The organism is Candidatus Pseudoscillospira sp. SGI.172 (genome assembly GCF_050313575.1).
Lineage (GTDB): Bacteria > Bacillota > Clostridia > Oscillospirales > Oscillospiraceae > Vermiculatibacterium.
On the sequence record NZ_JBNPLQ010000044.1, the window covers coordinates 1 to 14,112 of the forward strand.

Annotated in this window: 5 protein-coding genes and 2 pseudogenes; 1 reads left to right on the forward strand and 6 read right to left on the reverse strand. The window is 57.7% G+C overall.

The window, feature by feature from the left end:
- Window positions 1-496: 496 nt before the first annotated feature.
- Window positions 497-1,474, forward strand: a complete 978-nt coding sequence (locus tag ACQRD3_RS12600) for an IS3 family transposase (protein ID WP_427781619.1) — start codon at window positions 497-499, stop codon at window positions 1,472-1,474.
- Between the two features lie 76 nt (window positions 1,475-1,550).
- Here the strand turns inward: ACQRD3_RS12600 and ACQRD3_RS12605 are convergent.
- From ACQRD3_RS12605 to ACQRD3_RS12630, 6 genes and pseudogenes are all read right to left on the reverse strand, one after another.
- A pseudogene (locus ACQRD3_RS12605) lies at window positions 1,551-1,703 on the reverse strand (tyrosine-type recombinase/integrase); the annotation flags it as partial.
- A gap of 35 nt (window positions 1,704-1,738) precedes the next feature.
- Window positions 1,739-2,605 (reverse strand): annotated as a pseudogene (locus ACQRD3_RS12610) (transposase); the annotation flags it as partial.
- 111 nt (window positions 2,606-2,716) lie between these two features.
- Entirely contained in the window at window positions 2,717-3,073 is a 357-nt protein-coding gene (gene tnpB, locus ACQRD3_RS12615) for an IS66 family insertion sequence element accessory protein TnpB (protein WP_427781620.1), read from the reverse strand.
- Complete coding sequence (gene tnpA, locus ACQRD3_RS12620) at window positions 3,067-3,417, reverse strand: IS66 family insertion sequence element accessory protein TnpA (protein ID WP_427781621.1); 351 nt, start codon at window positions 3,415-3,417, stop codon at window positions 3,067-3,069. Before tnpA ends, tnpB begins: the two co-directional genes overlap by 7 nt.
- A gap of 130 nt (window positions 3,418-3,547) precedes the next feature.
- Window positions 3,548-13,039 carry an S-layer homology domain-containing protein gene (locus tag ACQRD3_RS12625; protein ID WP_427781622.1) on the reverse strand — a complete coding sequence of 3,164 codons (9,492 nt, stop codon included), beginning with the start codon at window positions 13,037-13,039 and terminating at the stop codon, window positions 3,548-3,550.
- Complete coding sequence (locus ACQRD3_RS12630) at window positions 13,036-13,740, reverse strand: TetR/AcrR family transcriptional regulator (protein WP_427781623.1); 705 nt, start codon at window positions 13,738-13,740, stop codon at window positions 13,036-13,038. The genes ACQRD3_RS12625 and ACQRD3_RS12630 overlap by 4 nt, the downstream gene beginning before the upstream one ends.
- Window positions 13,741-14,112 lie beyond the last annotated feature (372 nt).

Here is a 14,112-nt window from a genome sequence, read left to right on the forward strand (position 1 = left end):
TGCTCAAAATAGCTCCTTTCCGGGGCATGACCCCTACTTTTTCCTTGTGGGAGTAGGCTTTCGGGGATGACGACCGCAGAAGTGATAGCCCCCCTTCGATTTTGACCCCACTTTGGAACTCCCCGAAAACTCCCGTAACTGCCCGCACTGCGGGCAGAAGTGACCGAACAGGGCGTCGCGCTTGACGCCTGTTCTTTATCCTGCTATAAATAAAATCCTCTGAATCATCAGATAATTATGCGATTTCTTTGCATATCCTCCTTACGTTATCCTCGTCCAGACGGGCGATGATATAATTTCCTCATGCAGACAGAGGTTCCCTGCTTTATCCCTGCGGCGCCGTCCGCTTTACAGCAGTTTGGGACCTCTCCCTTATGGGATTTCATTAATGAGCCGGATGCGGGAGAGACCTCTCCGCAGATTTCCATGCAGGGTATGACTCATAAGGACATGAGGAACTGTCTGTACATCAACAGGAAAGGCAGGTGCTAACACCATGTTCATCGTCGGGATCGACATTGCCAAGCGGAGTCACGAGGCAGTCATCATCACTGAAGATGGCCAGATCGTCCGCAAGGCATTCAACTTCCGAAACAACTGCACCGGATATAATCAATTGCTGGAGCAGATGCGGAAGTTGACTCTCGTAAAGAGCCAATTCGTATTTGCCATGGAATCCACCGCCCATTATTGGCTGGCACTCTACGCCAGGCTTTTGAAAGGCAGAGCACAGCGTAATCAGGCTTTGATCCGGGAGCTTGTAAGGTTACATGAAAAACATCCCGCTTTGGGACTGGATAGCTTCTATCACCTTTTGAAATCATCCTATCGCTGCTCCAGAGGGAGAGTCCATCGCCTCATGAAAGCAGCAGGTATTCATTCTATTCGCAAAAAAGCCTATAAAGCTACCACCAATTCCCGACATGAATATCCCATCTCCCGAAATCTTCTGATGCGTCAGTTTTCTTTTGAGCATCCCAATCAGGCGTGGGTGGGCGATATTACGTATATCCCCACCGAAGAAGGCTGGCTTTATCTGGCTGCGGTCAAGGACTTATGTACCAAAAAAGTAGTAGGATACGCTTTCTCCCACAGGATCGACACACAGCTTGCTCTGGATGCCCTGAATATGGCAGTATCCCGGGAGCATCCTGGCACAGGGCTGATCTTCCACAGCGACAGAGGCGTACAGTATGCTTCCACTGCTTTTCGTTCCCGTTTGCAACAGCTGGGAATTCAGCAAAGCATGTCCCGAAAGGGCGATCCCTACGACAACGCTGTCGCGGAGAATTTCTTCAGCTGTCTGAAATGTGAGCTGGTTCATCTGCACCACTATCGCTCCAGGCAGGAGGCACAGAACGATATCTTTGCTTATATTGAAGCTTTTTACAACAGAGTTCGTCCTCACTCTTCGATTGGATGGAGATCGCCCTGCGATTTTGAAAAGCTGCTGTGTGCAGCTTCTGTCGCTTGACTTTGCTTTCATTCGCTCCTGTTTGTTTCATTCTGCTTTTTTCGCATTTTTCTTGTCCATTTTTTCGGGAAGGGCTCAGTTTTTCCAGAAGCGCCTTCTGTGTCTTTGCTGAAATGTAGTGGAAGATCGGCTCTCCGTTTTGCTTGTGGCCCACCACGATCCGCCCTTCCCAGCGGCCATCCTCACGCTTGCGCACCATGCCGTCACCAGACGGCCTGCGCTTTGCCAATAGCATTCGCCAATCGCTGCCGGAGAGTCCTTCAAGAAGTTCTCCGCATGCTCTGCTTTCCGTGTGGACTGGTACTCATACAGGACAATGGCCTGCTCTGCACAGCCGCTGGTCCGGTACAACCACATGTAGGATTTACTGGTTGAGGGCCGCCCCGCTTCTTTCAGCACCTGCAGGGTCGTTTCATCCGCGTGCAGCACCTGCTCTTTACAGAGTTTCTCATGCAGAACGTTGTAGATGGGCTGCAGCCACATCTCCGAGACATTCAGCAGCCAGTTGGACATGGTCTTCCGGGAGAGCTTCAGGCCCTGGCGGTTAAACTCCTGCTCCAGACGGTACAGAGGCGAGTACATCACGAACTTCTGCGTCATGATATGCGCCACAGCCTCCGCGGAAGCAAAGCTGCCGGGCAGCAGTGCGGGCTCCTTCGGCGTTTTCAGAATGTTCGCCTCGCCAGTCTCCAGTTCGCAGTTCTTGCAGGCGTAGGTGTAATACACGTCCTCGCGAATCCAGAACTGCGCGGGCTTCATCTGCAATGTCCGGTGCACTTCCTTGCCAATCTCCACCATCTGGCTGCCGCAGACCTCGCAGACAAGGTCTTCCTCCGGCAGACGGTGTTCCACCACCTCAGTGGGCGTCCCTTCCGGGACGACTTCCAGGACATTGCCGGACTGCCGCTTGCGTTCATGGGCTTTCACGGCGATCTGCTCCGGAGTGGCGGAGTTCGTTCCATACGTATAGGCCTCGGCTTCGTTGAGCGTAAGCCCCAATTGATCCATGAGGCCTTCCTGAATCCGTTCGGAAGAAGATCCAAACTGCCGCTTTTTTGCAAGCCCAAGCTGCTCCAGAAGCCATTGGTTCTGGAGCTTTAATTCTTCATATTCAGCCCGTGAAATGGTCACGGTTTCGGCCTGCTTTGCGGCAGTTTTCTTCTCATTTTTTATAAGATTATGATAGCACAAAACACGCTAAAAATCCAGTGTTTTCAATGCTTTCAGGCAATTTTCTTTGCCTCAGAGCATAGTCAATCCCGTTACCGGACGGTGCGCCTTTGGCTGCTCGATCTTCAGTCCTTCCATGAGCCAGCGGTATTGCTGCGGCGTCAGTGAACGCACTTCGGATTCGCTCCGTGGCCACTGGTACGTGCCCTGTTCCAGACGTTTGTACAGAAGAATGAGGCCGTCCTTTTCCCAGTACAGGCCCTTGATGCGGTCTCGCCGCCTTCCACAGAACAAGAACAGTGTGTTGGTGAAGGGGTCCAGTTCAAACTGCTGCTGGACCATTCTGGCCAGACCGTCTATGCCTTTGCGCAGATCGGTGTAGCCGCAGGCGATGTAGACCTTGTCAGCCCCGGTAAAGTCGTTCAGCATGTGCGGAGGATCTCAACCAGTGCTTTCAGCTGCTCGGCGCCGCATTGCGGATAAATGTCTATGCTGACATTGTCGAGATGCAGCGTAGCGGAACGTTCTGATGCGTTGCAGCACACTTGCTTCGGTACTGGTAATTCCGCAAACGCAACCGCAGGCGTTTCAGGCAGCGTCGCCGTTGAGTCAGCAATAGACAACAGCTCGCGTTCCCAGCGATAGTATGTGGTTGGTGTAATTCCTCTCTCCCTGCACCACTGCCTGACTGGCAATCCGCTGCTTCTGCAATCCTGAATTGCCATCACCCATCCCTGAAGCCGTGCCTGGGGTTTCAGTTCTGTGGATGTCATCGCAATACCCCCTGAAAGTAATAGTCATGGAACGTTGCGAAACGTTCCATGACTATTATCGCATAGAAGTCTATACACCGTTAGCTTTGACGGTTACATTAAGGGCTTCTTTCGAGCGAGAAGATCCCCCTTATTTGTCGCCCAGGCAACGATACAGGAACGTTACGATCTGGGCACGGGTGCAGTCGTTAGCAGGAGAGAACGTGTTGGCGGTAGTACCGCCGGTGATGCCGTTCTCAGCGGCCCACAGAACTGCGTTGGCGTAGTAAGCGTCAGCCGCCACGTCGGTGAAGGGATTCACGCTGCCAGAGGCGGGAGACTTCTGGCTGCGCCACAGGAAAGTGACGATCTGCGCACGGGTACAGGTGGCATTGGGGCTGAACGCAGTGTCGCTGGTGCCCTTGGTGATGCCGTTTTCCACGGCCCACAGCACCGCATCGTGATAGTAGCTGCCCTCGGCCACGTCGGTGAAGGGCATTGCGTGGCTCTTGGGAGCGGGGCAGCCGGCGGCACGCCACAGGAAGGTGACGGCCTGGGCGCGGGTGCAGGTGGCGTTGGGCGCGAAGTGGGTATCATCGACACCGCCGGTGATGGCCTCCTTGGCAGCCCACAGGACCGCATCGTAGTAGTAAGCGTCAGCGGGGACATCCACGAAGAAGTTCAGCATGGAGTTATCCTCCATGAAGGTGGCCTTGATCGTGACCTTGGAAGCGGGCATGGTGAAGGTGTATTTGCCGTTGCCCATGTCCTTGAGCTTCAACTCGTTGCCGCTCTTATCAGTGACGGTCAGGGTCTCCAGCGTGTATCCCTTGTCGGGCTCGACGATCAGGGTAACGGTATCTCCCTCATCGGCGTAGACACTGTCAACTATGACTTTGCCGTTGAGGCTGTCCTTGATGATGACGGTCTCGGCCGTCGCGGCTCCGCCGCCACCGCCACCGCCGCCACCGGTGGGCGCGGTGTACTTGACCCAGCTGACGCCGAAGGGAGACAGGCTGGTCACATGGAAGTGCAGACCGTCGTCCTCCTTGGTGTAGGAGATGATTTCCATCTCACCCGTGTTTTCACCCGTGGTCAGCATATGGACGATGGTGAAGGTGTCCTTGCTGTCGGTGCCGTCGGGATAAGGCAGCACCACGTCCACGCCGTTGGCCGGGAAGTTGGCTTCTGTGACATCCACCCATTTGGAACCGTCGTAGTATTTCAGGGCGATGTCGTAGAACACCTGATTATCTTTACTACCGGTCAGCTTGGTTTCCAGCTTGGCCTGGATCTTCTCCACGGTATCCAGATTAGAATTACTCTTCAGAGCATCGGGGACCACCAAGTTACCCACCACGACCTTGTGGGCCACGATGTCGGTGGTAATTGCTGCAGTCACGCCGGTGATGGTGACGGTGTAGCTGCCGTCGGCGTTTTTGACCACGGTCACATTGCCGTTGGTGCCGCCGTTCACGAAGTCGTAATCACTGATCTTGAGCTGAGTGATGGTGCTGTATTCATTTTCGCTGTCAGGTTTGACCGTGAAGGTCACGGTGCCGCGGTCACGGATCTCATTGTCGGCGCCGTAGTCTCCGGGCGTCTTGACAATGCCGCTGATGGTGTAACCAATACCGTTGTTCGAAATGGTGTGCAGCACAAGGGGCTCAAACTCCACAGTGACTGTGGTGGCCTCGCTCAGGTTCTCAATGGTCAGGGTGTTGGACAGGTTGTCCTGCACCTCGCCGTTGACCGTCCAAGCCTTGACCATATACCCCGTGTTGGGACTGGCGGTCACGATGACCTTATTGCCCTTCTCCAGGGAGATGCCAGTGGAGGCGTCAATGGTGCTCAGGGGCTCGCTGTAGCCGGCCTTGGCGGTCAGAGTACCGTTTTCGCCGCAGACGGTCTTGAAAGTCACCAGCTGGCTGGCAGCAAAGTCGGCGGCCACGGTGTGGGCTTCGGTCACATCGGTGAGGGTCAGTGTCATGCTGCTGTTGCCCTGATCTGCGCCGTCCAGGGTCCAGCCGGTCAGGTACTGGTAGGCGTCGGGCGCAGCAGTCAGCACCACATCGTCATAGCGGGTGACGGTCAGCTTGTTATTCGTGATCTCTGCGGTTTCACCATTGACGGTGGCCGTCACGATGCCCAGGCCGGTCACATTTACGGTGATGTCGTAGGTGGGGATGGGATCAAATTTTACATAGACGACTGTATCGGAGAGCAGATCCTCAATGGTGTAGCGGTTCTGCTCAAAGGTGGTGCCGGGAATGGGAGTTGTACCGGCTGCATCGCTGTACCAGCCTGCGACCCGGTAACCGTCGGCGGGAGTAGCGGTAAAGACCACTCTGCTGCCGGCGGCAGCCTTGCCGTCAGCGGCGATCGCCGGGGCGGACAGGGTGCCGTTTTCACCGATGACATCATAGGTCACGGTGTAGCGCACCACATCCTGCGTGTAGCTGGCTTTCACCACAGTGTTTTCGGTGATGGGCAGGGTCAAGGACTCTGTCGTCTCCTCCGAGGCCGCACCGTTCACCGTCCAGCCGGCGAAGGTGTAGCCGGAGGGGCTGACGGGAGAGGCGGTAAAGGTGACGACGGTGTCGCCCACGATGCTGTCGCCGCTGCTGATGGAGTTTCCATCCACGGTGGCGGAGATGGAACCATTCACACTGTCGGAGAAGGTGACGGTATAGGAGCTGCGGATAATCTTGACCTCCACGTCCGCGCCAACATTGGCGGTCACACTGTAGGTGTAGGTCAGCCCGGGCTGGCCGTCCTGCTTCACGCCGTTGACATACCAGCCCTCCACCTCATAGCCGCTCTCCAGATTGGAAACCATGAAGGTGATGGTGCCGTTGGCGGTGGGCTTGTTGCCGCTGGGGAAGTTGTCCTTCTCGGTAGTGCCGTTGGCCTGATAGACAGCGCTGAGAGATGCCTTATTGGTCACACCGTCCGTGTCGAAGCCGTAGGTCACTGCCTCGCCCACGGGGTCGAACTGGACCTGAACGGTCCGGGCGTCGGTGTTGTCAATGGTCAGCGTGGGGGCGGTACTCTGCTCCACGCCGTTCACGATCCACTTGCCGATCTTGTAGCCGGTATCCGGCTCAGCGGTGAAGGTGACGACGGAGTCGCGGCAGACAGTTTCAGTGCCGTCATTGTCATCGGTTACGGCATAACCGCTCATGTTTTTCCGGGTGACGGTCACGGTCAGCGTGCCGTCCATGCCGCCGGCATCCGTGCCGTTCTTATCCACCACGGAGTAGCTAACCACAGCAGTGGGGATCTCCGTCCAGACGGGCTCGATGGTCTGGTCCTGCTGGACGTCGGAAATGGTGTAGGTCTTGTCGTCGGTGGTGTTGCCGGTGCCGTCGGTATAGGCGGCGCTGATGCTGTTGCTCACCTCATAGCCCTTGGCGGGGCTGAGGGTGACGGCGAGATTGCTGCCGAGGTCCACATAGCCGCCGTTATTGACGGTGGCGTTTGTCTCACCGTTCACCGTGCCGGTCACGCTGACCGTGCCTCCGGTGATGGAGGCATCCCACGAGACGGTGGGCTTCTTGGCCACGGTGACGGTGACGTCGGTGTTGTCGGTCAGGGTCATGGTCGCGGACATCCCGTCTGCAGCGGGCGTGACATTCTCGCTCCAGCCGATCACATAGTAGCTGTTATCCAGCTGCAGAGAGAACTCCACGGGTGTGTTGACCGCATAGTAACTGCCGTTGCCGCCGAGGGTGGCATTGCCGCTCCAGACGACCAGGGTAGCCTTGGTATCGTCGCCCGTTTCCAGGCCGGCCACGTTCCAGCTCAGCTGATAGGTCTGGGACACGGCGATCACAACACGGACGTAGAGCGTCTCGCCGTGCTCATAGATGGTAATCGCATCCTGTCCGCCGGAGCCGGTCACGGTAGTCCAATTCGTGCCGTCGGTGCTGGTCTGCCACTCTTTGACGACGGCGGAGGTGCTGTTGTCGATCTCCACCGTAAAGGTCAGGGCGCTGGACCGGGGGACGGCGGTGAGATCTGTGACGGTGTTGCCTGCTGCGTCGGTCACGGTGATCGTTGCACCGAGATAGGGCGAATTGGCCGTATCCTCTGCGGAGACAGTCACATTGGTGGTGGCTGCGTCGGTAAAGTAGACCTGAACATCATGGGCAGCGGAGATGTTCTCCAGGGTGAGGGTGTTCTCACGGTAGAGCGCATCCGTGCCGTCCCACTTGTATTCCGCGCCGTCCACGGTCCACTTTTCCACCATCATGCCCGCATCGGGCTTGGCGGTGAAGGTGACGGCGGCGTTGTGGGCCACGGAGGCGTCGCTGGTCAGCGAGGAGCCTCCCGCTGTCGCGCTCAGACTGCCGCCATCGCTGTGGCTATAGGTGATCTGGTGGGTCTGATCGGTGAAGGTGACGAAAACCTCGATCTGTTCATTCATGCCGGTCTCGTTGAATTCCAGCGTGTTGCCGTAAGTGCTGTACCACTCCGTATTTGCAGGGGACGAACCAACCGTGACCGTCCACTTGTCCACCGACCAGCCGCTGTTCGGCGAGGCGACGAACTTGAGGCGGTAGTCCATGCTGATCTGGCTGCCGGTGTTGAAGGAAAATTCAGTGCCGCTGGGGTCGATGTAGCGGGCGGAAACCGCTCCGTTTTCACCGGCGGAGAAATACACCGTGATCGCGCCACTGATATAATAGATGTTGGCCGTGTTGAGGGTGACGCTGTAGCGGGAGAGGAAGTCTGCTTTTACAGTGTCATTGACATAAACCGGGGTGACAGTGTACACGCCGCGCTGGGCACTGGTGTCGAGTGCGCCATTTTGATACAGGTCGCAGGAGACGGTCATATAGTCAGCGACAGAGACGGAGCTGGGCTTGCCCTGCGCGTCGGTGACAGCCAGCTTGATATCTCCGTATGCCGGAACCGTGTTGGTGGCACCTTCCGCGCTGCCCCATGTGGGCGTGACGGTGATGGATACCTTGTTCACCACCAGCATGGCGGTTGCCACGGTTTTGCCGTCCACCTGGGCGGAGAAGGTGTAGCTGCCCGCCGCGCCGGGGGTATAGCTGTTGTTTGCGCTTGTAATGGTCTCGCCGTTCACCTTATAGCTGACGCCGCTGGTTACTGCACCCCAGGTGCCATTGGTGCGCTGTTCCAGCACCAGCGAGACGGGAGAACCGTTGTAGCTGATGTTGGTGACCTGCTGGTTGCCCTGCCACAGCGTGAGGCGATAGTCATTGGTGGGATCGTCGGCCCGGTAGTAGCACACAGCCGAGCTGGACTTGGTCGTGGCAGTGGCGGCAGTCGTGGCCACGATGCGGTAGAGTCCGGCCTTCGGAGCCGTCCAGGTGATCGGTGTGCCGGAAGTTGTCGTGAACTGTGTCACCGCGCCGGTGTCCGTGTTGGTGATGGTAAAGCTGACCGCGCCGCCGCTGCTGGGGGTGACGGTGGCGAACAGGGTGAGCTGGGTGCCGGCTTGCGAGGTGGTGACGGTGTTGAGCACTTCCTTTTGCACGGTGACGGTCTCAAGCTTTGCGCTGTCGGCATAAGCAGTCCCACCGTTTTTGAGCGTGGTGCCGGGGATACGGTAGATGGTTGCATTCAGCGTAAAGCCACTGTCCGTTTTTTCATAAACCGCATAGCGGTCATACTCAGAGGAAACGATGATTGGGTTGCCGTCATCATCCGTTCCCGTAAGCTCCGCTGCGTCGAGGATAAGGACGCTGTCGCTCTCATAATACACCCCGCGCAGGTCAGCACTGCTACCGGGCTGCGGGTCTGCCTTCCCAAAGGAAGCAGCCCCCTCCGTGCTGACAGTCCTGATGTAGTACAAACCATCCGTCGTGCTGCACCAGTATTCTGTCAGAACGGTTCCGTCCACAGCGTACATCTTCACATAGGTCACGTCGCCGACGGTCTCCATGGCATTGGAGGCCACACGCACGCCGTCAAAACCAGTATAACCAGTGGTGTCATATACGGAGTCATCCGCCGCGTTGAGATACTGGCCGGCATCCAGCGTCAGCGTATCGCCCAGCGAGTAGGTTCCATCTGTGTTTTTCATAACCGCGCGATATGTATGACTGACGCCGGAGTCGCTCACTTCGTCATACACGCCGACATACGCATTGTTCTCCGTGTCCTGATAGATCGTGTATTCCTTGCCGCTGCCATCCGTAACGGTCTCCGGGACATACATGTAGCTGCCGCTGGACTCCTGCGTGACCGTCGTATGATCCGCCGTGCCTGTATACGGGTCGGTGATGCTGCCGCTGCCCGGCACATTGGTTCCGGTCACCTTGATCGTCGTGGTGGTGTCCAGGCCGCTGAGATCCAGCGTGGCAACGGGGGAATAATACGTATCCACATCGCCGGCCGTGGTGGTCACGGTGACCACGCAGCGCAGGCGGCTGCCGTTGAGGCTCTTGTCGATGTTCTGGAGGGTCAGGGAGCTGCTTGTCGCGCCCTTGACAGCTCCAATCGTCTTACCGGCCAGCGCGCCTACGTCGAGCCAGCCATTTCTGATGCCCGCATTGCCGGCCTCGAGGAGCTGCCACTGGTGGGTGGAGGTTCCGACTGCCTCGTATTCCACATGGATAACAGCTTCCGCGCCGGTGCTTTGCAGGATATTGTCTGCCGTCAGCGAACTGCCACGTAGCGTGAACGTGACGTTGTTATCCTCAGACTGGGTGCGCACGGTGATGGGGGCGCTGTCCACGGACTCCACGGCCGTCCCGTCTGCCTGATAGCCCACGCCCCGCACCACATAGGTGTAGGTCTCGCCGGGCCTGAGGCCGGTGAGCGTAAAGCTGGTCTGGTCGCCCTGCACCGCGCCGACGAGTACATATTGGGGGGCGGTATCACGCACGCGGTAAATGCGGTACTGCTCGGCGGGACGGATGCCGCTGGACCAGCGCAGGGTGACGCTGTCGGTGGTGAAGCTCTCCGCCGTCAGTCCCATGGCGGGGGAGGGCGGGGCCTCCACGTCCTTCACCAGATAGCCCAGCACGGGCACGGTGCTGCCGTTGAGCGTGCAGTTCCACGCGGCAAACTTCCAGCGGAAGTCGTAGTCGGCGCTCACGGATTGGCCGGTCAACGCGCCGGACTTGGTGACGGATTTGCCGCTGATGTGGGTATTCTCATAGCCGTAGGTAAAGCCGTAATTGGCGCCGGCCGTGACGCCGCCGACCTTGACAAAGATGTTCTTCGAGACCGCCAGATCATACGAGAAGGTCTTTTCCTGCTCCTCGGTGATGGTCAGGCCCTGCATCACGGAGCCGCTGCCGTAATACTGCGTCCACCCGCTGCTGTCCCATTTGCCCTCTTCCGCCGTACCATTAAACGCAACGGCATTTGTCAGACCCTGTGTGCTGCTGCGGTAGCTGGCGGGGTCGCCGGCATCGCCCAGCTTGGCGTTGGTCTCATCGATGGGGTCAAGGCCGTCGTACTGCTCCGCCGCCTCGTTGTATTCGTCCACGGTGATCATGCTGGTGGCGGGTGGGCCGACTTTCTCCACCACCAGCTCCTTGCCGTTCAGATCCACATACCGGTAGGTGACCACCGGGCAGCGGTACACCACCACCAGGTTATCGCCGCTGTCGTTTCTGAACTCCGTGAACCACTCCACGGTGGTGGTGTTGGCGGTGGCCCAGTTGAAGGCGTTGTCCACCGCGATCTCAAAGCCTCCGCCGCTCTGGATGAGGTCGCTTTCAAACTCATAGCCCACGGAAACGCCCAGCGTGAAGCCGAATCTGTTGGTCGAGCCGTTGCCGCTGGACGTGGCTTTGCCGTAGGTAGTCTCGCTGTTGCCAAAGGAGTCGGCGATCTCGTCAAAATAGGGCGCGGACTCCAGAATGGCCAGCACGTCGGGGGCGCTGTAGTCCCGCTCGACGCTTACCAGCTTGGCGACGACGCTGTCGTTATCCGTGTCCAGCGCGGCAAGGGAGACGTAGAAGTTGCCCTTGTGCTCGGTGAGATAGTTGGAGCGCTTGCTGTCGCAAGTACCAGCGTCATCGTCTTTCGCGTAGTAGCAGTACACACGGGAATAGGCGTTGTTCTTGCCGCTCTGCTTGAGGGTGGTGACACAGATCAGCTGCTCCCGCCCCTCGTCGTTGCCGTCAAAGTTGCCGGCGGTGACGGCGGTGACCGTGGTGTTGGTCAGGGTGCGCCCGCCCGGAGCAAAGTCATCCTTGCCATCGAAGTCGCCGTGCTTGTATGCCTCTGCCAGCTTGTTGTCACTGTTGATGCGGTACACCGAGCCGGAGATGAACACCGACTCCGCCTTGCCAAGGCCGCGGTCGGCGTAGGCCTGCATCTGCAAAAGGCCGTTCACGTCCTCACTCTCGTAGAAGCCGCCCTTCGTCCAGCTGTTGGGAGAGAGCTTCTGGTTGAGGACTTCTTCATATTCGCAGATGACGTTCTTGGTTGCCTTATTCTTGACGCTCTTCACCTGCACGGCGGTCACGCCGACATCGTCGTTGCCGCCCACGTTGATGTGCTGCGTTTTGCTCTGCTCGCCGTCGATAAAGCCGGCGGTGATGATCTCGGGATAGTCCACACTGGTGGTGCTGGTATTCACTATGATATTGCCCACCGTAGAGGAAGCCCAGACGACGCGCTTGTTGTTCTCCGAGGTGATCGCCAGCCTCTTGTCGTAGCTGCGGTTCCAGGTGAACGAACCCCCGCTCTTCTGCTGATCGTAAATGAAGATATGGGACTCCAGGAAATGGTCGCTGTTGGTCACGTCGTTCATGCCGGCGGTGACGATCAGTTCGTCAAAACCGTCCTTATCCACGTCCTCCGCCACCAGATCCACCATAGGCTGGTTTTTCATCGTGGTGATCTGGTCGACCTCGTCGTTGCCCAGCAGCGTGAGCACGTTCGAGGAGACGGTGGAATACTGGCCCATTTTCCACTTGCCATCGCTGCCATGATCGAAGAAATACTCCGCGATGAACGGGGCATCGCCATTCTTGGTGTACCCGCTGACGTCGGTCCGCGGGATATAGACCACAATGGTGTCCTTGCCGTCGCCGTCAAAGTCGCCGGCCGCAATGGAGAACGCGCCGTTGAGCTGGTGGACCTCCATTTCGCTGAGCTGTTTAACATACTTAAACTCTACAAACTGCGTGGCGTCGACAGCGTTGTTGCTGCTGTCGGTCACATAGAGATACAGAGCGTTGTTGCTGGTGTTCAGCGCCAGATTGGCCACATACTCCTTCTTGCCGGTACCGTTGAGGTCCATGGCCGCCGTGGCTACGGCCTTGTAGCTCTCGGTCTTGGAGGTGAGCTTGCTCTGCCCGAAGTTGTCGACCGCATTTACGATCGTGTCAACGGTTGTCCCCTCCGTACCGTTCCAGTCGAACAGGCCGGTCAGGCGGGTGGCGCTGTCGTACCCCATGGAGAAGAACAATTCGTTCTTTTCAAAAAGGGTCGTCCAGGTGCCGTAGCCGGTGCCGAAGGGCAGGTCGGCCTCCGCCGCGGCCTTTTCTTCGGCCGTCCACTCTGGCGTGGAGATGCCGAAGTCGTCCTTGGTGCCGGTGCTTGTCGTCTCCGCTGCCAGCGCCGGCACGGCCATTGCGGGCAGCATGGACAGCACCATCACCAGGACGAGTGCCATGCTCAGCAGTTTTTTCGCCGTCTTTTTCATGGGGTTGCTCCTTTCTGGGTAAGAGAATTTTCTGCATGCTGAACGATGCCATCCTCCGGCAGCTCCGGAAGCGCCTCAAAGCCCTCTTCCGCTTGTCGGATGGTTTTTTGGATCATGCCTGCCGCCATGGCGTGAAGATCCATTTTCAAGACCGCCGCCGTGATGGCCGCGCGCTGCTGCGCCGGGACGTTATAGAGCTTCAGCGAGCAGTCCAAAAAGCGGGAGAGCTTGGCATCCATGGTAAAATACAGGTCGCAGGGCACCGACATAAAGCCCCGCATGATGCCGGCGGAGGCAATTTCCATCTCGTAGAAATCCTTGGCTTCAGCCTCCGGGAGATACGCGCCGAAGATCGTCTGCAATCGTCCGGCTGTGCTCTGGTAAAGAAACGAAGAAGTTGTCGGCAAAGAATACGCCGCCACATACAGCTCCCGCAGCGGCTGCGTCAGCTCCGTGATGTGCAGCTGCAGCGCCGTTTCCACGGCGTACAGGAACACCGGATCTTCTTCTCCGCTGTGCCGCTCCGCCAAAGCAAACTGCCCGGTGAACATCCGGCGTACCAGTTCCAAAAGCAGAGCTTCCTTACTGGAAAACGCCCGAAAAAAAGAACTTTGGGCCATTCCCGCAGCCTCCGCGATCTCCGCTGTGGTGGTTTTTTCGTAGCCCTTCTCCAAAAACAGCGCCACAGCTGCCCGCAGCATCTTTTGCTGGGTCAATAGCCCATTGGCTTGCTTTCCTCGTGGTGACAAAGGATCACCTCACCTTCCGCAATGAATTGCACTTGCGATTACACTCCCATGGAGTGATGTTATCACACGCAGAGGGGAATTGCAAGGAAAAACGTGGATAGACAAAGCACATGCGTTCATGCTGCAAACAGCTTGGGAGCCTGTCTTTGATATTGTCGCTGGCTGTACCGGCGTTGGCCGGGACTGAAGTGGGCACACGGATGCGCCAGGGCACGCTTTATCAGAGTGCCTTTGCGGTCATTGGACTGCCAGTTTGCGACGATACCCTCGAAAGGAATGCCTTGAGGCATTCGATGTGCGGAATACCCCCAGAGGTGCTGCTTT

What these genes read in the sequence shown, in the direction of transcription:
- ACQRD3_RS12600 (WP_427781619.1), top strand. Translation starts at nt 497, where the DNA reads ATGTTCATCGTCGGGATCGACATTGCCAAGCGGAGTCACGAGGCAGTC.
- tnpB (WP_427781620.1), bottom strand. Translation starts at nt 3,073, where the DNA reads ATGCTGAACGACTTTACCGGGGCTGACAAGGTCTACATCGCCTGCGGC.
- tnpA (WP_427781621.1), bottom strand. Translation starts at nt 3,417, where the DNA reads ATGACATCCACAGAACTGAAACCCCAGGCACGGCTTCAGGGATGGGTG.
- ACQRD3_RS12625 (WP_427781622.1), bottom strand. Translation starts at nt 13,039, where the DNA reads ATGAAAAAGACGGCGAAAAAACTGCTGAGCATGGCACTCGTCCTGGTG.
- ACQRD3_RS12630 (WP_427781623.1), bottom strand. Translation starts at nt 13,740, where the DNA reads ATGCTGCGGGCAGCTGTGGCGCTGTTTTTGGAGAAGGGCTACGAAAAA.